This window comes from Gordonia alkanivorans, assembly GCF_004011905.1.
Taxonomy (GTDB): Bacteria; Actinomycetota; Actinomycetes; order Mycobacteriales; family Mycobacteriaceae; genus Gordonia; species Gordonia alkanivorans.
In genome coordinates, this window is sequence record NZ_CP027114.1 from 3,427,348 (window position 1) to 3,448,146 (window position 20,799).

The following is a 20,799-nucleotide window of genomic DNA, read 5'->3' on the forward strand; positions in this document are numbered from 1 at the left end:
ATTCTGAGAACAGGATCGAACGGGTGAACAGAGAATTATGTGAGCTTTCCAGGACCGCACTGATCTATTTCTTTGAGACGTACTCAGAGTCGACCGTCATCTATCTTGAGTTGCCTGACACACCAAACTGGAAGGCTCTCGACAATTACTTCTATCTTGGAGATGTTCAGGTCATTGACGACACATCAGTTCGTGCCGACCTTGGCTACAGTTGGAGTGTTTCGCTCACGCCTTCCAAGGTAGAAATCGGTAGCGACTTGTTCGATTTGACCATCTCAGGAACCGACCTACACCTGGAGTCATCAACAATCCACCGGGTGTATCGCGAAGGTTGGGTTCGCTTCTTCGTCATTCCGAACACAGACATCACCAATGCCGCACGGGACGCGCATGGCACAAATCTACGCGAACTTCAGTCAGAGATCTCTGACGGCGAGGATTGATGCTCCGGCCAAGCGCCATACATGAACCCATTGTCCTCAGTCCGCTGCGTCGGAATCGCCCACCGGAACAGACGGGACCCTATGGTGACAACATGAAGCCCGACCGCACTGACCGCCTCGACAACCTTGTCCGCATCGAATCCATCAAGCAACTCAAGCACCGCTACTGGCGCGCGTGCGATGCCAAGGACGTCCACGGCTTTCGCAGGTGTTTCATTACCCAGGGAGCACGCGTCGACTACGGCCCGCTGGGCACCTTCGACGATGCGGAGCCGATGGCGAAGATTTTCGAGCAGGTCGCTCTCCACAAGGTCGACGGATAGTACGTCATCTTCGACATGCACCACGGCTTCCATCCCGACATAACCCTGACGTCGGAGACCACGGCGACCGGGCGCTGGACCCTGAAGTTCCGACAGGTGAATCTGATCGACCGCACCGAGACGGTCATGACGGGGGAGTACGACGACGAGTACGTCGTCGAGGACGACGAGTGGAGGATGGCTGCCAGCACCCTCACCGAACGGTGGTCTCTCCGACGACCACTCGATGACGACGCCACGGTGCATGCGGGGACGTTCGCCGACCCGGCCTGAACAGGCCTCAGGCCGGTTGCCGGACCATCACCGCCAGCCGCTCGAGGGTCTCCGTCATACCCTGTCGCAGATCGGTCTTGCGGTCTTTGAGTCCGTAGAGTGTGCCGATCAGGAACCACCCGAAGGCATTGAGCGGCTTGGTCACTTCGTACGATCAGTGACGGTCGTGCCGGTGGCGTCGGGCTCGAACTGGTAGCCCCACCGCAGGATCCCGCCGATCCACTCCGTCCGTTCGAAGGCGAACACACGCCCACGATCTGCGACCGTGATAACGGGTTTGTTGAACCAGTCCGGTCCGCGGCCGGCGCTGTTGCGGGCCCGGAATCGCGCTCCGACGGCGGGACTGGTCGCCCCGTCGAGCCACCTCACATCCGCTATCTCCGAGGACAACTCGGGTGTGCGCGTGACGTCGGAGACGATGTCGTACAACTCTTCGGGGCTCGCGTCGATGTGGCGCGACACCGAGTCGCTGGTGAGATCCTGACGCATGATGGTCCTTCCTGAGTGCCCCGAGGCTCGCTCAGGGCGAATAGTGACGCACCCACATCTGCAGGGCGTCATCGAGTAGTCCTGTGTACGAACCGGTTTCGTAGGTCGCTCCCGGTTCATTCGACATCTGTTGCGAACCGATGCCCGAGACGACCGACGTGAGGAGGCGCAGGGCATCCTCGGAATCGACACCGGGGCTCAATTCACCGCGTGCGACAGCAGTCGCCAGATCCTCACGAGCCTGATCGACGATCGCCCGCGCCGGAGCGAACGCCGCCTCGCTCGGCTCGAAACCGGGAACCGGTCGCCAGAACAACAGCGCCGCCAGGCCCGGTTCGGTCATCGACCAGCGGATGATCGCCCGTGACTGTTCGAGCAGTTGATCCAACCCGGGCTCACGGCTGAGTCGTGCGTCATCGACGTACCGACTCAGCTCGACATTTCCCATCTCGAACAGCCTGTCGTACAGGGCATTCAGCGACGGGAAGTACTTGTAGAGCGACGGGGGGCGCATCTGCATGCGTCGGGCGATCTCGGAGATGGAGACTGCTCCCACACCCTGCTCGTCGATGATGTTGCGAGCGTGGCCGAGTGCCTCATCGATCGTCGACTGCCGACGATCGGTCCTGCGCGCTGAGCTATAGGCTGTAGCCACAGCTACAGGGTATAGCTGTTGCCGGCCGGAGACAATGCCTACGCCGCAGAAACTCATGTTCGTGGCACCGTGGAACCATGACCAACCCCCAGCACACGCCCGACGGCCACTACGTGGTGATCAACGGCCGCAAGTGGCGTGCGACGGATCCGCTCATCCCGGACGAACGACGGTCCGAACTCCAGTCGATCCTGATGGCGTGGCGACGGGATGTGAAACGCACGAAGGGTGCACCGGAATCCCGTGCGGGCGTCCAGGCTGCGAAAGTCGCCTTGGGGGAGCGTGGCACTCCTTGGTGGGAGCAGACCGACGACGAGCGTCGTGTGCGCTGGGAAACCGAGGTGCCGCGACCGGGCGACGGGTGACCCTCAGCGCGGAACGATCGATTCGGCCGCGTATCGCCCTGCGCGTTCAAAGGTTTCGGTGATGTCGAGGTCGGGGTCGATCCGCCAGTAGCGCATCGTCGACAGGTAGATCGCCGCTACCATCTGGGCCAGGAACTCCACCGGATGATCGGTGCGCAGATCGCCTTGTTCCAGGCCGGGCTCCAACAGGCGCCGCACCTGCGCGGTGAACAGGTGGCTGCGCTCGCTCAGTCCCTCCGACGCCGTCGCCAGTCGCTCGATCTCCCCGGTCACAACACGCATGTAGTCGGGATCGGCCATCGACGACTGGGCGAAGTCGATGAAGACTCCGACCACCCGGTCGTGGGTGCTGACCGGCCGTCGCAGCATCGAGTCGACGACCCGCCCGAAGACGCCCATGAGTTCGGCGTACAGCGTACTGACGAGGTCGTCCTTGCTGGGGAAGTAGTTGAAGAAGGTTGCCCGGGAGACCTCGGCGCGTTCCGCGATCTCCTCGACGGTCGCATCGGTGCCTCGCGTCGCGAGAAGTTCACGAGCGGCGGAAAGCAGCCGATCGCGCGTCTGCTGCTTGTTCCGTTCACGACGTCCGACGTGCGCAACCTCGGTCATCGGTGTGCCTCCGTCGGGTCGTCGAGCGGCCGGGTGGCGCCCTAGGGACCAATTCTTACATTCGGCCACCGATTTCTGGATGGTGGTCTAACTTTTGCCTTGAAGTCCAGTGTGATGTGGGACACGGTGACCTCGATACGCGGCGTCCTCGCTGCGCTCGGTCGACGCTACTCGGCCAGCGGGGTGGGGCGGCGGTGGTGATCGCGATTGCCGCCACTCGGCCGGCAGGGTGGAGCGGCGGTGGTGATCCCGGTTGCTGCCACTCGGCCGGCAGGGCTAGGGCGGCGGTGATCGTGTCGCTCGGCTAGCGGGGGCGGGGTGGCAGCCTCGCGGGAATCAGGTGACGCCACTCGGACGGAATGACGTGTGCCGGCACCGGCCACCCGGTCGACAGGGGTGGCGTCAGTTGTCGTGTTTGTCGTACGCGCGCATCTGTAAAACACTGTGCTGCACTAGAACTGAAGCCCACCGCACTTTCCCGAAAGCACTCATACCCGACATCATCCGGGTTTACAGTCACCACGACGCCGACCACAGCTCACCTCCTGCTCGCGCAACATCATCAGGCGGGCGTCAACTCCTATCGAAGGGATCGCAGTTGAAATCACCAGTTGCACTCAAACGCGTCGCACGTACGACCGCCGTCCTCGGCTGCGCGAGCGTCCTGACTCTCGGCGCCCTCACGGCCTGCGCCGACGACAGTTCCGAGAGTTCGAGCGCCGGGGAGACCAGCTCGCTGCCCAGCAACGCGGCAACCGGCGACCCGGTCAAGATCGGCTTCATCACGCCCGAAGGCGGTGCGGTGACGACGCCGATGGTGCGCGAAGGTGGCGAAGCGGCCGTCGAGTACCTCAACAACAACGGTGGCGGAATCGGCGGGCACAAGATCGACCTCGTGGTGTGCAAGCAGCAGGAGGAGCCCGCCTCGGCGACCAAGTGCGCCAACCAGATGGTTGAGGAGAAGGTTTCGGTCGTCGTGTCGCCGCTTGGTGCTCAGGGTGCCGTGATGCTGCCGATCGTCGCCGGCGCCGGGATCCCCTACGTCGCTCAGGCTCCGGTCTCGCAGGCCGAGATGGCCACACCCGGCTCGTTCATGCTCTCCGGCGGCATCGTCGCGGTGCTCGCCGGCCAGGCCGCCACCGCTGCCAAGGACGGCCTCAAGAAGGTCACCCTCATCATCGGCGACTCCGGCGACGCCGCCGCGTCCGTCAAAGCTCTTGGTGATCCGATGTTCCAGCGCGCCGGCGTGGCACTCAACGTCGTCACGATCCCGACCGGCGCCGCCGACGTGACCCCGCAGATCACCGCCGGTCTCGCCGACAACCCCGACGCCGTCAGCATCCTCGGCGACACCCGCCAGTGCATCTCGGTGCTCAAGACTCTGCAGACCGTCGCACCAGACGCCACCAAGTACCTGATTGCCAGCTGCCTCGACAAGCCTGTCCTCGACGCCGTCGGCAACGAGGCCGTCGCCGGATCCAAGGCGTTCACCACCGTCAACCTCAGCTCCGACGACCCGAGCGTCACCCAGTATCGCAGCGTCATGGCGCAGTACGCCCCCGACACCGATCCCGCCGGTCTGGCCTACATCGGCTACCAGGTCGTCGCCGCACTCGGTGAACTCAACGGCCTCGAGGGAGCCGTCGACGCCCAGACGTTCAAGAACGCGCTGTCCGAGGCCAAGGACGTTCCGCTCCCTGCCGCCCCGGGCATCACGTTCACCTGCAACGGCCAAGCCTTCCCGCCGCTGACGTCCCTGTGCAGCAAGGCGATCCTGGTCAGCGACGTGACCTCGGACGCCAAGCTCGAGAACACCGTCGTCACCAACAACTGATTCCGACCAGATCGGGGCCACACTCCGGCGTGGCCCCGATCGAGGAGTTCCATGACTGACCATCTAGCGTTCCTGGTTCTCGGCCTCGGCAACGGGGCCGTCTTCGCCGCACTCGGTCTTGCCCTGGTGATGACCTTCAAGAGCTCCGGCGTGGTCAACTTCGCCACCGGCGCGGTGGCCCTGTACGCCGCCTACACCTACGCTTTCCTGCGTCAGGGTGAACTCCTCAACCCCATACCCGGCTTCCCGACGACCATCTCGCTGGGTTCGGATGTGGGAGTCGCTGTCGCCGTGCTGATCTCCGTGGTGATCGCCGCGATCCTCGGCATCATCCTCTACCTGCTCGTCTTCCGGCCGATGCGCGCCGCACCGGCTCTGGCCAAGGCGGTCGCGGCTATCGGGCTGATGCTGGTCATCCAGGCGCTCATCGCCCTGCGCGTAGGAGAGAACACCCCCAGCGTCGGCCCGATCTTCAAGGTCGACACCTTCAAGATCGGCTCCAGTGCGGTGCCCACCGACCGGCTGCTGCTCGCCGTCGTCATCGTCGGGCTCGCCATCTGCGCCGGACTCGTGTTGCGCTACACCCGCTTCGGCGTCGCTACAGAGGCGGCCGCCGAATCCGAGAAGGGTGCACTCGTCACCGGTCTCTCCCCGGACCGTATCGCCATCGCCAACTGGGCATTGTCATCGGCGACCGCAGGCCTGGGCGGCGTGCTCATCGCCCCGATCGTGCCCCTCAATCCGGTCGCCTACACGATGTTCATCGTGCCGGCACTGGCCGCGGCGCTGGTCGGCAACTTCACCGCGATCTCGGTGACGGTCGGCGCGGGACTCGTCATCGGCATGCTCCAGTCGGAGGCCACCAAACTCCAGGCGACCTGGGACTGGATGCCCGACGCCGGTGTCGCAGAGGCGGTTCCACTGATCCTGATCATCGCGTTCCTCCTCATCCGCGGTCAACCGCTGCCCGGACGCGGAGCAGTCATCCGCCAGGACCTCGGCCGCTCACCTCGTCCCGAACATCTGCTGGTCCCCGGGATCATCGGCGTCGTCGTCGCCGTCATCGCCCTGCTCGCCACGTCCGGCTCTCTCCGTCTGGCGGTGATCGCCACGATGATCTACGGGATCATCGCGCTCTCCCAGGTCGTGGTCACCGGGTACGCCGGGCAGGTGTCGCTGGCCCAACTGACCCTGGCGGGCGTGGGAGCGTACGCGCTGAGCAGGCTGACCGAGGACCTCAACCTGCCGTTCCCGCTCGCACCTCTTCTCGCCGCCTGCGCTGCGATGGTCATCGGCGTGATCGTGGGGCTGCCGGCCCTCCGAGTGCGTGGCCTGCCGCTCATGGTCGCGACCCTCGCCCTGGCGGTCTTCTGCGAGGCATTCTGGTTCCGCAACCCGTCCCTGAACGGCGGTCTGCAAGGCGCACCGGTCGATTCGCCGTCGATCTTCGGCATCGACCTCGGCATCGGTGCGGGCGAGGGCTATCCGCGTCTCGCGTTCGGCATCCTGTGCCTCGTCGTCCTGACGGTCGTCGCCTACGGCGTCGCGGCGCTGCGACGAAGTGGGCTGGGCGCGTCGATGCTCGCGGTCCGCGCCAACGAACGGTCCGCGGCCGCAGCCGGTATCAACGTCGGCGTCACCAAACTGTTCGCCTTCGCGATCGCCTCCTTCCTGGCCGGACTCGGGGGCGCGCTGCTCGCGTATCAGCAGACCCTGGCCACCGCCGGGACATACGCCGTGTTCGCCGGCATCGGCCTGTTCGCGGTGACCTATGTCGCGGGCGTCACCTCGATCTCCGGGGCGATCCTGGCCGGCGTCATCGCACCCGGCGGCGTGATGTACTTCGCCGTCGACAAATACGCATCCTTCGGCGACTACTACATGCTCGTCAGCGGCATCCTGTTGGTGCTCACCGTCGTCACCAACCCCGACGGCCTGGTCGGCTATCTCCACACGTTGCCGTACCCGGGTCGACGCACCGCACGGCCCGCCGCCGAGCACCCGGTGGAACCACCTGCAACGCCGGTTGCCGATACACCCGCGCCGCCAACCGGCTCGGTCATCCTCTCCATCCGCGACGTCACCGTTCGCTACGGCGCGGTCACCGCCGTCCGCGACGTCGGCTTCGACGTCCGGGCCGGCGAGATCGTGGGACTGATCGGACCGAACGGTGCCGGCAAGACCACGTTGATCGACGCCATCAGCGGCTTCGCACCTGCCGACGGCACGGTGTCGCTCGACGGCGCGTCCATCGACGGTCTGGCGCCACACCGTCGCAGCCGCGCGGGACTCGGCCGCACCTTCCAGGACATCGAGCTCTACGGCGAACTGTCGGTGGCCGAAAACCTGGCCATCGCGGCACAGCGCGCACCCGGCGACACGTCGGACAACGTGCGAAAGGTGTTGCAGATGCTCGAGATCGATCACCTTTGCGAGGTCCCGGCCGCCGACCTCTCACAGGGACAGCGCCAGTTGGTCGCGGTCGCACGGGTGCTCGCCGGTCAACCGAGGGTCGCGCTCCTCGACGAGCCGGCGGCCGGACTCGACAGCACCGAGAGCCGATGGCTGGGTGACCGGTTGAGAGCGGCTCGCGCACATGGGGTCTCGATGGTCCTTGTCGATCACGACATGGACCTCGTGCTGAGCCTCTGCGATCGGGTGATCGTGCTCGACCTCGGCGCCGTTATCGCCGACGGCACCCCCGATGAGATACGCACGTCACCGGCCGTCGTCGGGGCCTATCTGGGCACCCCGTCGTCGGCGATGGCAGCTGAACCCGAACCAATGAAGGAGATGTCGTGACGGTGCTGGAATGCCACGGCCTCGACGCCGGATACAGCCGAGGGAACCCGTGTGTTCACGGCCTCGAGCTGTCCGTGAACGCGGGTGAGATCGTCGCCCTGCTGGGACCGAACGGTGCCGGGAAGACAACTCTGCTGACGACCCTGGCAGGATTGATGCCGCGTCTCGGTGGTGAGGTCACGGTCGCCGGACAGTCGGTGCGTCCGGGCGACGCGCGCGCGGCGGTCCGTGCCGGACTTGTCCTCGTGCCCGACGACCGGGCGCTGTTCCGCCGCCTGACCACCCGACAGAACCTGCACCTGGCAACACGTCTGCGGGGACGGGCGCGTGCTGAGGCCGTCGACAACGTGCTCGGCCACTTCCCGTCGCTGACCAAACGACTGACGGTGGCGGCCGGGGACCTGTCCGGCGGAGAGCAGCAGATGCTGGCCATCGCCCGTGCACTGCTGCAGAACCCGAAGGTGCTGCTGATCGACGAACTGAGCATGGGCCTCGCACCCATCGTCGTCGAATCGATCCTGCCCGTTCTGCGCGACGTCGCCGATACCGAGAAGACCGCGGTGATCCTCGTCGAACAGCACGTGCGGCTGGCTCTCGGCATCGCCGACCGTGCCGTGGTCCTTGTCCATGGCGAAGTCGGCCTGGAGGATTCGGCCTCGGCGCTCGCGACCGACATCGAGCGGATCGAGGAGGCCTACCTTGGGACGGCACGCGCCTAGACGCCCACGGAAGCGCGTCGCCGACTCGTCGACCGTCGCGCCAGAGGGCCTCGGCTCAGGCGGTGTCGGACTGCGGCCGGTAGATCGCATCGGTGATCCGGTTGGCGATGTCGGCATGGGTGAGAAACCGGGCGGGGGACAGGAGCTCGGCGCACACCGAGCTGACCATGAACTCGACGGCGGCCTCGGGGCTGGGGGACAGGTATCGGGCAACCGGTGATTCGGTGATGAACGCCAGCGCGCGGTCGGTGACGATGTCGATCAGTGTCGGGTGGCCCTCGCGCCGGATCAGCCAGGGGGTCAACGACGCCGCGTCGTACCGTAGAGCGGCCTGGACCAGCTCGTTGTTGGCGTTGTAGTCGAGCACCTCGCGGACGAGCATGTAGATCGTGTCCCGCGGATCGTCGGCAAACCGCAGACGGCTCAACATGACCCGCTCGAGTGCATCCAACTCGGAGGAGACGATGGCCGAGATCAACTGATCGCGGGATGCGTACCGGCGATAGATGGTGGCCCGGCTGATGCCGGCCTCCTTGGCGACCGCGGCCAGCGTGAGCGCACCGACACCGACACGACGCGCGACCGCGCGCGCCGCACTCGTGAGGTCTTCGCCGCTCGACATTCCGCCATCCTAGATCACCCCATGTGAAACACCCTTGCGGAATTTGTCTCAAGCGTGAGACTCTTGAGCCATGTCTGTATCAGTCCCGACCCGGGCGCCTTCACGTGAGACCGGTGGAGAATCCCCGTGGGATTCTCAGCACGAAGAGTTCGACTACGAGATCGACGACATCGAGGGTCAGATCCCGTCCTCCCTGCGTGGCGTCCTCTTCCGCATCGGACCCGGTCGCTTCGAGATCGGTGGACATCCGATGACCCACATCTTCGACGGCGACGGCATGGTGTCCCGTTTCGACATCTCGCCCGACTGCGTCCACTACCGCAATCGCTATGTCCGTACACGTAGCTTCAAGCGCGCCAACGAGACCCAACTGCCGCCGAAAGGGTTCAACACCCAACGCGTCGGCGGGCCGCTGGCCAACGCGCTGAAGTTTCCCGAGAATCTCTCCAACACCAGCGTTCTCGTCCACGACGACGTGCTCTACACGCTGTGGGAAGGCGGACGACCGCACCGCCTCGACGCCGAGACGCTCGAGACGTACGGCAGCGAATCCTTCGACGGCGCCCTCAAACGCATCGGTGCGTTCTCCGCACACCCCAAGATCGACCCGAACACCGGTGACGTCTTCAACTTCGGACTCGACTTCTTCCCGAGGCCGATGATCCGCTGCTACCGGCTCGACAAGTCCAAACGCCTGCACAACGTCGGCACGGTGCCGATCCCCAAGCTCGGTTTCGTGCACGACTTCGCGCTCACCGAACGTCACCTGGTCTTCGTGCTCGGACCGCTGGTCGTCAGCCGGCCCATCCCGGTCGCATTGGGGATGCGCCCGTTCGGTGAGGCGCTCTCGTACAAACCGGAGTTGGGCACGACCATCGTCCTCGTACCGCGTGACGGTGGGAAGGCCACACGCATCGAGACGGATTCGCTGTTCCACTTCCATGTGGCGAACGCCTACGAAGCCGGACCCGAGACCGTCGTCGACATCGTCGCCCACGACGCGACCGGCGGATGGACGCAGTGGAACAACTACCTGTGCAACTTCCGCGACAAGGCCGGACCCGCATTCGGCGGAACCCTCACCAGGCTGCGGATCAACCGCAACACCGAAGCCGTTGTGCGTGATCCGCTCAACGAACTCGGATGCGAGTTCCCGCAGGTGGATTCGCGGTTCGTGACCACCGCTCACCGCTACACGTACTTGGCGGAGGCCGCCGTACGCGGGGGCGACCCTGATTCGATCACGACCGTCGACACGACGACCGGAGCGCAGGATCGCTACACCACGCCGGGCAACACCGTGTGCGAGCCCCTGTTCGCCGAGGATCCCGAGAACCCGGGCGAGGGTCGCGGCTGGTTGCTCAGCCTCGAACACCGGCCGTCGGACAAGCGATCCCGGTTGATCGTGTTGAACGCCGAACGCCCGAGCGCGGGCCCGGTCGCCATCGCCACGCTCCGGCATCACGTGCCGATGACGTTTCATGGGGCGTACAAGGCGGCCACGTCGGAATAGTCCGATGCACTTGGGGATACCACTCCTGATGTCTGAGGTGCGAGGAGCGTGAGCGACGAGCCACGAAGACCTGGTGAGGTACGGTCGCCGGCCCTTCGTGGCTCCTCGCTATCGCTCGTCGCACCTCAGGGAGCGAGTGGGGTTGCCGGACTTCGTTCGTCGCACCGCAGGGAGCGAGTGGGCCTACATCCGTCGAAATGAAGTCGCGGGCGACTTCGATGCGGCTCAACGACTTCGATCGAGGTCGTGCAGCCGGGTTGAGTTCGCACGCGACATCAATCCGGTTGCGCGCCGCTACCCCTCGAGATAACTCGCGCGCGGCTTTCATCGCTTCGATCCGGCGTCGTAACAACTGTTCCGCGGCGTTCCGGTCGTAGTCGCATTCCCAGGTGATGTTGTCGACTCCCACCGCGTAGCGGTGTCGATGCCGTGCTGGTCTTCGATGAAGCACCCGAACATGTGCTTGCGAAACAGATCCGACAGTCGGACCGTCTGATTGATGAGCTTGTCCAGCGACCAGGCGCACGACACGTTCTCGGTCAGCGTCGACCGTCGACGAGGATCGCGGCCACCTTGATGTCACGGTGTGTGACCAAGGATTGCGGCGGGGGTGGCCCCCGGACGACGCCGGTAACCCTCGAACATGATGAGCGGGAGCGACGCGGACGCAAGATGATCTCGCCGGGCCGACCGTCGCGGCACCTCGTCGCCCTGGTCGTCGACAATGGCGGGCTTCAGTCCATCACGTCCCGGACACGGGTGGTCTCGTGTCCGGCGAGGAGCGCCTGGTTGGAGTTCTTCATGTGACGCTGCCAGTGGGCTGCGGCCTCGGCGCCGTCGCCGGCGCGGACGAGGTCGACGAGCTTCTGGTAGGAGCGGATGAGCTTGGTGTACTGCGCGCGCGGCATCGGGTCGTCGTCGATGGTGTTGGCGATGTGGCGCTCGGCGATCTCGCTGAGCATGCCCGCGATCATTTCCATTGCCGAGTTACCGGACAGCTCGACAATCCGGCGGTGGAACCAGACCGATGCCTGGGCCATGGTGCCGTTCTCGAAGGCCTCGTCGAGTTCGTTGTCGATGATCGCCTGGAGTTCGTCGAACGCATTGGTGTCACCGGTCTCCGCGAGCATCTCCGCGGCTGCGGGTTCGATGACCTCGCGGGCCCGCATGACTTCGGCGACCGTGGTCCCGGACAGCTCCAGCAACAGTCCTGCCGGACGCGCGACGATCTCGGGGCCGGGGACACGGATCCGGGCACCAGTACGCGAACCGCGACGCACCTCGACCAGCCGCTCGGACTCGAGGACGCGGACCGCTTCACGCAGCGTCGGGCGGCTCACCTGGAAGTGCGCCATGAGATCGGCTTCGTGCGGGAGGAAATCGCCGTCCTTGAGCCGACCGTCGACGATCATCCGACGCAGGGTGCGTGCCACCAGCTCAGCGGTCTTGGGGGACCGGATCGCACCGCTCGTGGTCGCGGGGACCATCATGGGAGCCAGGTTGACGGGCTTGGTCATGAGTACCTTCCTCGTGCTTGACCACCGACGCTCCCGAGGTGAGGGCGGCGGCCGAACCGGATCTGATCCCCGGGCCGATCTGATACACCCAGTTGTCAAACCCAGTGATACAAGTCGATTCTACGCAACCGCGGCGAGCTGGTCGGCGGCAGAACCGATCGCAGCATCGTTGACATGCAAGCGTGCGCTTGCCTATCGTCAGGTGTGGCAGACGTATTCCATGCTCTCGACGATCCGACGCGGCGTGCGATCCTCGACGAACTCGCCGACCGTGACGGTCAGACGCTGTTCGAGATCTGCGGACGACTCACCACGAAGCGGGGCTTGAGCCTGACCCGCCAGGCCATCTCGCAGCATCTGGGCGTTCTCGAGGCCGCCGGGCTGGTTCACACAGCGAAGCGCGGACGCGCCAAGTTCCACTACTTTGATCCGGCACCACTGGCGGACATCGCCAGACGGTGGCCGGTGACACGAAAGGCATGACATGAGAATCACGTTGACCTCGATCTTCGTCGACGACCAGCGCAAGGCGCTGAGTTTCTACACCGACGTACTGGGCTTCACCAAACATCACGACATCCCGATGGGGGAGAACACGTGGTGGCTCACCGTGAGGTCGCCCGAAGCGCCCGAGAGCGCCGAACTCCTACTGGAGCCGGCCGGGCATCCGGCGGTGAAGCCCTACCGGGATGCGCTCGTCGAAGACGGGATCCCGTTGGCGCAGTTCACCGTCGACGACGTCGAGGCCGAGTACCGGCGACTCAGGGAACAAGGCGTCGTCTTCACCCAGGAACCGACCGACATCGGCACTGCGGTGGTGGCCGTCTTCGACGACACCTGCGGAAACCTGATCCAGATCGCCGCGATCAAGGACGCCTGATCGGCATCCGCGCGGTCACACCCCGACGAGCGGCTTGGTCAGCGGCGGGATCTCGACGACCCGTGCTCGCAGCGCGTCGGGGTCGCCCTGGAACGTGGCAACCCACCATCCGATGTTCGGCGCCTTCCGTCGCCGACCGTCTTGATCGGACTCCCACCGGGTCAGCGCGGGTTCGGCAATCAGCAGCGGGGTCGCCGGGTCCTTCTCGATCTCGAGCCGGCGTCGCTGGAGTCGATGCCGAATGGTGGTGCCGTGCAGTCGGAATGGCCCGATCGCGAGTTTGGCCAGGTTGACGATCTGGTACGCGGCGTTCATCGACCTGTTGGCGGCATACTCGGGGCACGCCGGATCGACCGGTTGCCGGATGGCGGTGAACCGGTCATAGGAAAACTCGAGACCACGCAGCGTCGCCTCCCGCACCATCCAGGCCAAGGTCAGCTCGGACGGTTCGACGATCTCGAGGCCACCGCCGATGTCGGAGTGGACACCCTCGAACCAGACCTGTTTCACGTCCGTCTGCGTGTTGTCGGCCTTTTCCCAGACACACGGATCGAAGGTCAGGCGGCACTCGTCGATCGCCAGCGCCTGCCGGGCGACGTCGACCTTCTTTCCAAGATGCACATCGTGGAACTTGTGCTTGTGCCGCGTGATTCCGGGTACGCCGAGAGCGCCCACGGTGTCGAACACCCCGATGAAGGCGATGGGCACCTCGCGTCCGAGGGCCGGGAACTTCTTCTTGTCCCGGTACAGCTCCAAGGCCTTCTCGAACAAGTTGCTGGTGGAGTCCTCGGCCAACTGGCGTGGCGTGATCAGACCGACCTTGCCGATCATCCCGGCCAGACTCCGCGCGGTATACGCGCCCCGACTGAACCCGAACACGAAGATCTCGTCATCGGGCTCGTAGTTGAGGACGAGAAACCGGTACGCGTCAAGAAGATTCGCGTCCAGACCACGACCGAAGGCGCCCCCGAAGACGCGGTCGGACCACGAGGAACCCGTACCGACCCCATTGACGTAGTGGACGAGTTGGACCGCGCCGTCGACGGCGTCGGTCTTCACGGCGCGAGCGATCTTCTCCACGTTGGAGATCCGCGGATCCTTGGCCGATTTCCAGGTGCCATCGCAGCAGATGATCAGTCGTTTCCTCATGTCGGCCCCCTTGGCTTCGACGGCTCCGACACATCGACGGTAACGCCGCAGACCGGTACCCGCAGCCCGGGTCAGTCGTACGGTTCACTGGTCTGATGAGCAACCTCGCGTCTCGACTGATGGGCGCCGCACTCGCCGCAGGCGCCGCCGCGTCTGCCGTGCTCGGAGTCGGTTCGGCGGCGGCAGCGCCCACGGTCCTTGCCCCAGGGACACAAGGCCTGGCTCCCGGCCTCGCCGCGTCGTACACGCTCGCCTCGAACGAGGCTCGGACGCAGGGTGTTCCGATCTGGATCACCTCGGGGAAGCGGTCGGATGCCGAGCAACGGCAGCTCTGGCGGAACGCGATCGCCACCTATGGCAGTCCCGAGGCCGCCAGACGCTGGGTCCTGCCCGCCGAAGAGTCACCGCACGTTCGCGGCGAGGCGGTCGACGTCGGCCCGTGGGACGGTGCGGCCTGGCTCGAACGCAACGGTCACCTGTGGGGGCTGTGCCGGACCTTCGTCAACGAGTGGTGGCATTTCGAACTCGCGACCACACCGGGGACTCCGTGTCCGCCGATGTGGCCGGATGCCGCGGTCCGGGCGGATCGGCGCGGAATCTGATCGAACGGTCGTAGGCTGTCGATCGACGGGTCGCACGCTCGTCATCTCCTCACACGGACCGAGAGCCGGTCCTGGTGATCAGGAGGTCGACCATGCACTACTCAATCTTGTTGCACTACCCCGAGCACGACGCCTCGACGCTCGGCGAGGAAGCCATCCAGGCCGGGCAGGCCGCATTCTCGGCGTACACCCGTGCGCTGCAGGACGCCGGAGTCCTCGTGACTGCCGAAGTGCTACGGCATTCGTCCGCCACCACGACGATCCGGAAGGTCGGCGGCGAGCTCGTCGTCCAGGACGGGCCCTTCGCAGACACCAAGGAGCAACTCGGCGGAACGATCGTCATCGATGTCGATGACCTGGATGCCGCCATCGACTGGGCAAGTCAGGCGCCTCCGATCGACTGGGGTGTCATCGAGATCCGTCCCGGTGCCACTTACACCGTGAACGGGGCCTGGACCCCCAACGGATGATGCCGTACCGATGACCCGGGACGGGGCGCACGCCGCCGCCGATCATGCCGCACGCGAGTCGTATTCGCGGCTGGTAGCGCTTCTCGCCGCCGCATCCGGCGACCTCGCACTCGCCGAGGACGCGTTGTCGACCGCCTTCGAACGCGCGCTGAGCACGTGGCCCGAGCACGGCACGCCGGAGAAACCGACCGCGTGGCTGCTATCCGTTGCCCGCAACCACCAGCGTGATGTCTGGAAATCCGCCGCATACCGGAAGTCGGTCGACTTCGACGATCGGGCCGACAACGTCGGGGAGGCAGTAGTGACACCCATCGACGACCTCGACCCCGATGCGATCGGCGACAAACGACTCGAGCTGCTGTTCACGTGTGCACACCCGGCGATCGACCCGGCCATCCGGACACCGCTGATGTTGCAGGCGGTGCTCGGATTCGAGGCAGCCGATGTCGCCGCGGCGTTCGCGGTGGCCCCCGCGACGATGGCGCAACGTCTCGTACGCGCGAAGCGACGTATCCGGGACGCCCGCATCCCGTTCGTCGTTCCCGGCCGCGCGGCCATGCCGGCACGTCTGTCCGCCGTTCTCGAGGCGATCTACGGGTGCTTCGCAATCGCCTGGGACGATCCGGCCGGCTCCGGTACCGACGCCGTCGACTCGATGGCCGGGGAGGCGCTGTATCTGGCGGTGACGCTCGCCGACCTCCTCGATGATGAGCCCGAGGCGTGGGGCCTGGCCGCTCTCATCGCCCTCTCGTCGGCACGCGTCCCTGCCCGCACCGGATCGTTCGTCCCGCTGGAGGAACAGGACCCAGAACTGTGGAACGGAGACCTGATCCGCGACGGCGAAGCGATGCTCCGGCGTGCCGCCGCCCTCGGCGCTCCGATGGGACGGTTCCAGCTCGAGGCCGCGATGCAGTCGGTTCACAACGACCGCGCACGCACCGGCGTCGTCGACTGGGACGCTCTGCGGACATTGTCGGCCGCCCTCGTCATCGTCACCCCGACCGTGGGTGCACAGGTGGCTCACGCCGCGATCGTGGGGCGCGCGGGGTCACCAGCCGAAGGTCTGGCTCTGCTCGACCGACTCGAAGCAGAGCACGATCTCGACGACTTCCAGCCGTTTCACGCCACACGAGCGGATCTCCTCTCCCGCACCGGGTCTGCGGCGGCCGCACGGCACCACTTCGAGCGTGCCGCAGTGCTGTCGCGTGACCCGCGTGTCCGCGACTGGTTACGCCGCCGTGTGGACCACTTGTGCTGATGCGATTCACGCCGCAGCGGACGCCGGCGCAACGGACGAGGCCGGGGTCATAGGAGTCGACTAACCCTGCCATAGGTGCAAATCATCGGCCGCACAGCGCTTTCCGCAGGCTCACGGCCTAGGGTGATGACTCGGAACGACAAGTCGGACAACGGGTGTCCGCCACCGTAGGGAGGCCGTAATGACCGCAATCGCCGAGGTCATCCCCGACCTGACCTCCGAGCCCTATCGCTCACGCCGCAATCACTGGAACAACCAGGTCTGCCGGCACGCGCTGATGACCCCCGCCGAGCCCGCGATCACCTACCTCGACGAGACCCGCACGTGGAAGCAGATCGAGGACCGGTCCCGTGCCTTCGCCGCGGCGTTGAGTCGACGCGGTGTGGGATTCGGCGACCGGGTCATGATGGCGCTGCTCAACCGCACCGAATACGCCGAGGCGATTCTGGGAGCGACCCTGATCGGGGCGATCGCGGTGCCCGTCAACATCCGCATGAGTCCCGCCGAGCTCGCCTACCTCATGACCGACAGCGGCGCGGCCGTCGTCGTCACAGAGACGGCGCTGACCGGCGTCGTCGATGCCGCACGCGCCCTGGACGGCGGCACGAACACGGTGATCGTCGTCGGCGAGAGCGACACACCCGAACATCTCTCGTTCGAGGACCTCGTCGCCGAGGACCCGTCGGACCTTCCGCTGGTAGACGTCCCCGAGGACGCCGTCGCGATCATCATGTACACCTCGGGCACCACCGGCCGGCCCAAGGGCGCGATGCTCACCCATCAGAACTTCCAGTCGCAGGCCGTCACGTCGATCTCCACCACGAATCCACGGACCGGTGACGTGGCGTCGATCGTCCCGCCGATGTTCCACATCGCCGGCCTCGCCACCTTCGCGATGGTCTTCTACCGCGGCATCCGCGCGGTCATCCATCCGCTCGGTTCCTTCGACCCCGACGCCATGCTCGACACCCTCGAGCGGGAGGGATCGACCTCGGTGTTCATGGTGCCCGCGCAGTGGCAGGCGGTCTGCGCCGCGCAACGGGCGCGCCCCCGGGAACTCCGGTTGCGTCACCTCAGCTGGGGCGGGGCCCCGGCGTCGGACACCGTCCTCGACGCCATCAACGAAACGTTCCCCGGAGTTCTCAACATGACGTCGTTCGGGCAAACCGAGATGTCGCCGGTGACCTGCATCCTGGAGGGCAAGGACGCCCTGCGGATGATCGGATCGATCGGCAAGGTGGTGCCCGCGGTGACCGCGCGCATCGTCGACCCGCTGATGAACGACGTCGCGCCCGGCGAGGTGGGGGAGATCGTCTATCGCGGCCCGACCCTGATGAAGGGGTACTGGAACAAGCCTGAGGAGACCGCCGAGGCGTTCCGCGGCGGCTGGTTCCACTCCGGCGACCTGGTCCGCCAAGACGAGGACGGATTCCTCTTCGTGGTCGACCGCGCCAAGGACATGGTGATCTCCGGCGGCGAGAACATCTACTGCGCCGAGGTCGAGAACGTCCTCTACGGCCACCCGAGTGTCGCCGAAGCCGCGGTCATCGGCCGGGCGGACCAGAAATGGGGCGAGGTGCCCGTCGCCGTCGTCGTCCTCGCCGAGGGCGTCGGCAATCTGACCCTGGCCCAGCTGGAGCCTCATCTGAACGAGCACCTGGCGCGGTTCAAGCACCCAAAGACCTCGTCATCGTCGGCGAACTGCCGCGCAACGCCGGGGGCAAGGTCACGAAACCCGTGCTGCGCCAGCGCTTCGGCAGCAAGGACGCCGGTCTGTCCGACTGACCCGGCGAAATCTCGCGAGCTACCCGGTGAGTCTGCGTAGGGTGTGACGCAGACAACAATGTCGACCATCGCACGATCGACACGGGAGCCAGTGAATGACTGCAACCACCGAAGCCGCCGCCGACCTGACCACCGAGCCCTACCGGTCACGCCGCAACCACTGGAACAACCAGGTTCACCGACATGCGCTGATGACGCCGGACAACGTGGCGATCACCTACCTGGACAAGTCCACGACGTGGAAGCAACTCGATGACCGGTCACGGGCGTTCGGTACGGCGCTCAGCCGACTCGGTGTGCAGTTCGGCGATCGCATCCTGATGGTGCTGCTCAACCGGACCGAATACGTCGAGGCCGTCCTGGGTGCGACGCTGATCGGCGCCATCCCGGTTCCGGTGAACATCCGGATGAGCCCGGCCGAGGTCGCCTACCTCGTCGCCGACAGCGGCGCCAAAGTCATCGTGACCGAGAAGCTCCTCGCGCCGCTGGCCGATGCCGTGAGTGCGTCCACCGGCGGGATCGACACCCTGATCGTCGCCGACGGCAGCGAGAACCCGCAGCATCTGGAGTACGAAGGCCTCCTCGCCGAGGGCGACGCGGACCTGCCGGCGGTCGATGTCCCCGAAGACACCGTCGCGGCGATCATGTACACCTCGGGCACCACCGGAAAGCCCAAGGGCGCCATGCTGACCCACCAGAACTTCCATGCGCAGGCGGTGACCACGATGGCCACCACCGCGTCGGCCGATGCCGACGACGTGGCGTCGGTGGTCCCGCCGATGTTCCACATCGCCGGCCTGGCCGCGTTCGCCCCGGTCTTCTACCGCGGCATCCGCGCCGTCATCCACCCGCTCGGCGCCTTCGACCCCGACGCCATGCTCGACACCCTCGAAAGAGAAGGCACCACCTCGGTGTTCATGGTGCCCGCCCAGTGGCAAGCGGTGTGCGCAGCCCAGAAGGCGCGACCGCGAAAGCTCCGCCTGCGCAACATCAGCTGGGGTGCCGCCCCGGCGTCGGACACCGTCCTCAACGCGATGGGCGAGGCCTTCCCCGACGCGCTCAACATGACCGCGTTCGGACAGACCGAGATGTCCCCGGTGACGACGATCCTGGAGGGGAAGGACGCACTGCGCAAACAGGGTTCGATCGGCAAGGTGGTGCCCGCGGTGACCGCGCGAATCGTCGACCCGCTGATGAACGACGTGAAGCCCGGCGAGGTGGGGGAGATCGTCTACCGCGGGCCCAACCTGATGAAGGGCTACTGGAACAAGCCCGAAGCCACCGCGGAAGCGTTCCGCGGCGGCTGGTTCCATTCCGGCGATCTCGTGCGCGAGGACGAGGACGGGTTTCTCTACGTCGTCGACCGCGCGAAGGACATGATCATCTCCGGCGGCGAGAACATCTACTGCGCCGAGGTCGAGAACGTCCTCTACGGCCACCCGGCGATCATGGAGGCCGCCATCATCGGTCGCGCACACGAGAAGTGGGGCGAGGTGCCGGTCGCCGTCGTGGTCCTGGCCGACGGCGTCACCGATCTGACCCTGGCCGACCTGGAGGCCCACCTCAACGAGAACCTGGCACGGTTCAAGCACCCCAAGGATCTCGTCATCATCGACGAGCTTCCGCGCAACGCGGGTGGCAAGGTCGTGAAGCCGAAACTGCGCGAGACCTATGGCAGCAAGGATGCCGGGCTGGCCGACTGACCACAATCGCCCTCGAACGATCAACCCGCCGCCTCGAAGAGGTGGCGGGTTGATCTTGTCAGCGGCGGGTCAGCCCGACCATCACTTCTTCTTCTTGTCTTTCTTGGGGCGGGTCGCCGCGAGCTCCCGGCCACGCCGCCGGTAGCGCCAGATGAACCAGCCGACGGCGATCGCGAGGATGACGCCGATGATCACGCCCCACGCGGTGGCGGCGCGGAAACCGGGTGCGTCGACGTCGAAGATGCGTTCACCCGCGTGTGCACCGTTGCCGCCGCCGATGACGACGGTCAGCGTCAGCAGGTTGGGGATCGCCACGATGACGCCGACCACGGCGAACGCGATGGCGGGGACATTTCGCATGCGGCTGCGACTCAGGAACGCGAACGTGAACAGCAGCAGCGGCACGAAGGTGCAGACGACACCGAGGACGAGGCCGGTCCAGACACCGCTGGCCATCGACCCGTCGACCCGGCGACCGATCTGTCCGGCCCACCACCGCGGCAGGAACGCCTCGAGGATGAAGTACGTGATCACCAGCAGGGCGGCGATGATCAGGCCGATCACGACCTTCTTGACGATCGTGTTCGCACGTTCGGCAGCCGTCGGTTTCAGTGACGTGTCGGTCGTCCCCGGCGTAGCCGGCGGTGTCGAGCCTGCCGTCGTACCCGGCAGTGTCGAGCCTGCCGGTGTCGACGCGGGCGGGACCGGCGAGGTGTGCGACCCGGGCGGCGGACCGGCCGGATCTGACGAATGGGCCGAGAACTGCTCGTTACTCATGAGGCCGAGTG

At 65.9% G+C, this 20,799-nt stretch carries 20 protein-coding genes and 2 pseudogenes; 14 read left to right on the top strand and 8 right to left on the bottom strand.

What is annotated here, in order from left to right; genetic code table 11:
- Positions 1-23 precede the first annotated feature (23 nt).
- On the top strand, positions 24-443 hold the full coding sequence (locus C5O27_RS15550) for a hypothetical protein (protein WP_006359083.1): 420 nt from the start codon (positions 24-26) through the stop codon (positions 441-443).
- Between the two features lie 92 nt (positions 444-535).
- Positions 536-1,039: pseudogene (locus C5O27_RS15555) on the top strand (nuclear transport factor 2 family protein).
- Positions 1,040-1,046: 7 nt separating this feature from the next.
- Here the strand turns inward: C5O27_RS15555 and C5O27_RS23025 are convergent.
- Genes C5O27_RS23025 through C5O27_RS15565 form a run of 3 tightly spaced genes read right to left on the bottom strand, consistent with a single transcriptional unit; the run spans position 1,047 to position 2,183 of the window.
- Positions 1,047-1,184, bottom strand: a complete 138-nt coding sequence (locus C5O27_RS23025) for a hypothetical protein (RefSeq protein WP_244216522.1) — start codon at positions 1,182-1,184, stop codon at positions 1,047-1,049.
- Positions 1,181-1,528, bottom strand: a complete 348-nt coding sequence (locus C5O27_RS15560; protein WP_244216523.1) for an SRPBCC family protein — start codon at positions 1,526-1,528, stop codon at positions 1,181-1,183. The genes C5O27_RS23025 and C5O27_RS15560 overlap by 4 nt, the downstream gene beginning before the upstream one ends.
- 31 nt (positions 1,529-1,559) lie before the next feature.
- Positions 1,560-2,183, bottom strand: a complete 624-nt coding sequence (locus C5O27_RS15565) for a TetR/AcrR family transcriptional regulator (RefSeq protein ID WP_244216524.1) — start codon at positions 2,181-2,183, stop codon at positions 1,560-1,562.
- Positions 2,184-2,260: 77 nt separating this feature from the next.
- Between C5O27_RS15565 and C5O27_RS15570 the strand changes: the two genes are divergently transcribed.
- Complete coding sequence (locus tag C5O27_RS15570; RefSeq protein WP_006359087.1) at positions 2,261-2,548, top strand: hypothetical protein; 288 nt, start codon at positions 2,261-2,263, stop codon at positions 2,546-2,548.
- 3 nt (positions 2,549-2,551) lie between these two features.
- On the opposite strand, the gene C5O27_RS15575 is transcribed toward C5O27_RS15570, so the two are convergent.
- Positions 2,552-3,157: a TetR/AcrR family transcriptional regulator gene (locus tag C5O27_RS15575; RefSeq protein ID WP_127963099.1), complete on the bottom strand. Its 606-nt coding sequence runs from the start codon at positions 3,155-3,157 to the stop codon at positions 2,552-2,554.
- A 598-nt stretch (positions 3,158-3,755) separates the two neighbouring features.
- On the opposite strand from C5O27_RS15575, the gene C5O27_RS15580 reads away from it, so the two are divergent.
- Genes C5O27_RS15580 through C5O27_RS15590 form a run of 3 tightly spaced genes read left to right on the top strand, consistent with a single transcriptional unit; the run spans position 3,756 to position 8,512 of the window.
- Complete coding sequence (locus C5O27_RS15580) at positions 3,756-4,991, top strand: ABC transporter substrate-binding protein (protein ID WP_127963100.1); 1,236 nt, start codon at positions 3,756-3,758, stop codon at positions 4,989-4,991.
- A 51-nt stretch (positions 4,992-5,042) separates the two neighbouring features.
- On the top strand, positions 5,043-7,793 hold the full coding sequence (locus C5O27_RS15585) for a branched-chain amino acid ABC transporter permease/ATP-binding protein (RefSeq protein ID WP_127963101.1): 2,751 nt from the start codon (positions 5,043-5,045) through the stop codon (positions 7,791-7,793).
- A complete protein-coding gene (locus tag C5O27_RS15590) occupies positions 7,790-8,512 on the top strand; it encodes an ABC transporter ATP-binding protein (protein ID WP_006359091.1) in 723 nt (240 codons plus the stop codon). The genes C5O27_RS15585 and C5O27_RS15590 overlap by 4 nt, the downstream gene beginning before the upstream one ends.
- Before the next feature lie 55 nt (positions 8,513-8,567).
- On the opposite strand, the gene C5O27_RS15595 is transcribed toward C5O27_RS15590, so the two are convergent.
- On the bottom strand, positions 8,568-9,134 hold the full coding sequence (locus C5O27_RS15595) for a TetR/AcrR family transcriptional regulator (RefSeq protein ID WP_127963102.1): 567 nt from the start codon (positions 9,132-9,134) through the stop codon (positions 8,568-8,570).
- Between the two features lie 70 nt (positions 9,135-9,204).
- Here C5O27_RS15595 and C5O27_RS15600 point away from each other — a divergent pair, with 70 nt between their 5' ends.
- Positions 9,205-10,647: a carotenoid oxygenase family protein gene (locus C5O27_RS15600; protein ID WP_006359093.1), complete on the top strand. Its 1,443-nt coding sequence runs from the start codon at positions 9,205-9,207 to the stop codon at positions 10,645-10,647.
- 734 nt (positions 10,648-11,381) lie between these two features.
- Here C5O27_RS15600 and C5O27_RS15610 read toward each other — a convergent pair.
- Positions 11,382-12,164, bottom strand: a complete 783-nt coding sequence (locus C5O27_RS15610) for a FadR/GntR family transcriptional regulator (RefSeq protein ID WP_006359094.1) — start codon at positions 12,162-12,164, stop codon at positions 11,382-11,384.
- A gap of 174 nt (positions 12,165-12,338) precedes the next feature.
- Here C5O27_RS15610 and C5O27_RS15615 point away from each other — a divergent pair, with 174 nt between their 5' ends.
- Together C5O27_RS15615 and C5O27_RS15620 are read left to right on the top strand one after the other, a co-directional pair.
- Positions 12,339-12,647, top strand: coding sequence for an ArsR/SmtB family transcription factor (locus tag C5O27_RS15615; RefSeq protein WP_050918698.1), 309 nt, complete (start codon positions 12,339-12,341; stop codon positions 12,645-12,647).
- 1 nt (position 12,648) lies between these two features.
- Complete coding sequence (locus C5O27_RS15620) at positions 12,649-13,044, top strand: VOC family protein (RefSeq protein WP_127963103.1); 396 nt, start codon at positions 12,649-12,651, stop codon at positions 13,042-13,044.
- Between the two features lie 15 nt (positions 13,045-13,059).
- On the opposite strand, the gene C5O27_RS15625 is transcribed toward C5O27_RS15620, so the two are convergent.
- A complete protein-coding gene (locus C5O27_RS15625; protein ID WP_127963104.1) occupies positions 13,060-14,193 on the bottom strand; it encodes a DUF2235 domain-containing protein in 1,134 nt (377 codons plus the stop codon).
- A gap of 95 nt (positions 14,194-14,288) precedes the next feature.
- On the opposite strand from C5O27_RS15625, the gene C5O27_RS15630 reads away from it, so the two are divergent.
- The 5 genes and pseudogenes from C5O27_RS15630 to fadD5 (C5O27_RS15650) all read left to right on the top strand — a co-directional run bounded on the left by C5O27_RS15630 (position 14,289) and on the right by fadD5 (C5O27_RS15650) (position 20,011).
- Complete coding sequence (locus C5O27_RS15630) at positions 14,289-14,795, top strand: M15 family metallopeptidase (RefSeq protein WP_127963105.1); 507 nt, start codon at positions 14,289-14,291, stop codon at positions 14,793-14,795.
- A gap of 92 nt (positions 14,796-14,887) precedes the next feature.
- Positions 14,888-15,265, top strand: coding sequence for a YciI family protein (locus tag C5O27_RS15635; RefSeq protein WP_006359099.1), 378 nt, complete (start codon positions 14,888-14,890; stop codon positions 15,263-15,265).
- A 10-nt stretch (positions 15,266-15,275) separates the two neighbouring features.
- Positions 15,276-16,523 carry an RNA polymerase sigma factor gene (locus C5O27_RS15640; RefSeq protein WP_127963106.1) on the top strand — a complete coding sequence of 416 codons (1,248 nt, stop codon included), beginning with the start codon at positions 15,276-15,278 and terminating at the stop codon, positions 16,521-16,523.
- A gap of 181 nt (positions 16,524-16,704) precedes the next feature.
- Positions 16,705-18,308: pseudogene (fadD5, locus tag C5O27_RS15645) on the top strand (fatty-acid--CoA ligase FadD5).
- A 95-nt stretch (positions 18,309-18,403) separates the two neighbouring features.
- Positions 18,404-20,011, top strand: a complete 1,608-nt coding sequence (gene fadD5, locus C5O27_RS15650; protein ID WP_006359102.1) for a fatty-acid--CoA ligase FadD5 — start codon at positions 18,404-18,406, stop codon at positions 20,009-20,011.
- Between the two features lie 81 nt (positions 20,012-20,092).
- Here fadD5 (C5O27_RS15650) and C5O27_RS15655 read toward each other — a convergent pair whose 3' ends face one another.
- A complete protein-coding gene (locus tag C5O27_RS15655; RefSeq protein WP_006359103.1) occupies positions 20,093-20,788 on the bottom strand; it encodes a hypothetical protein in 696 nt (231 codons plus the stop codon).
- Positions 20,789-20,799: the final 11 nt, after the last annotated feature.

What these genes read in the sequence shown, in the direction of transcription:
- C5O27_RS15615 (WP_050918698.1), top strand. Translation starts at nt 12,339, where the DNA reads ATGCAAGCGTGCGCTTGCCTATCGTCAGGTGTGGCAGACGTATTCCAT.
- C5O27_RS15570 (WP_006359087.1), top strand. Translation starts at nt 2,261, where the DNA reads ATGACCAACCCCCAGCACACGCCCGACGGCCACTACGTGGTGATCAAC.
- C5O27_RS15595 (WP_127963102.1), bottom strand. Translation starts at nt 9,134, where the DNA reads ATGTCGAGCGGCGAAGACCTCACGAGTGCGGCGCGCGCGGTCGCGCGT.
- C5O27_RS15600 (WP_006359093.1), top strand. Translation starts at nt 9,205, where the DNA reads ATGTCTGTATCAGTCCCGACCCGGGCGCCTTCACGTGAGACCGGTGGA.
- C5O27_RS15585 (WP_127963101.1), top strand. Translation starts at nt 5,043, where the DNA reads ATGACTGACCATCTAGCGTTCCTGGTTCTCGGCCTCGGCAACGGGGCC.
- fadD5 (WP_006359102.1), top strand. Translation starts at nt 18,404, where the DNA reads ATGACTGCAACCACCGAAGCCGCCGCCGACCTGACCACCGAGCCCTAC.
- C5O27_RS15620 (WP_127963103.1), top strand. Translation starts at nt 12,649, where the DNA reads ATGAGAATCACGTTGACCTCGATCTTCGTCGACGACCAGCGCAAGGCG.
- C5O27_RS15625 (WP_127963104.1), bottom strand. Translation starts at nt 14,193, where the DNA reads ATGAGGAAACGACTGATCATCTGCTGCGATGGCACCTGGAAATCGGCC.
- C5O27_RS15635 (WP_006359099.1), top strand. Translation starts at nt 14,888, where the DNA reads ATGCACTACTCAATCTTGTTGCACTACCCCGAGCACGACGCCTCGACG.
- C5O27_RS15560 (WP_244216523.1), bottom strand. Translation starts at nt 1,528, where the DNA reads ATGCGTCAGGATCTCACCAGCGACTCGGTGTCGCGCCACATCGACGCG.
- C5O27_RS15630 (WP_127963105.1), top strand. Translation starts at nt 14,289, where the DNA reads ATGAGCAACCTCGCGTCTCGACTGATGGGCGCCGCACTCGCCGCAGGC.
- C5O27_RS15640 (WP_127963106.1), top strand. Translation starts at nt 15,276, where the DNA reads ATGACCCGGGACGGGGCGCACGCCGCCGCCGATCATGCCGCACGCGAG.
- C5O27_RS15655 (WP_006359103.1), bottom strand. Translation starts at nt 20,788, where the DNA reads ATGAGTAACGAGCAGTTCTCGGCCCATTCGTCAGATCCGGCCGGTCCG.
- C5O27_RS15575 (WP_127963099.1), bottom strand. Translation starts at nt 3,157, where the DNA reads ATGACCGAGGTTGCGCACGTCGGACGTCGTGAACGGAACAAGCAGCAG.
- C5O27_RS15610 (WP_006359094.1), bottom strand. Translation starts at nt 12,164, where the DNA reads ATGACCAAGCCCGTCAACCTGGCTCCCATGATGGTCCCCGCGACCACG.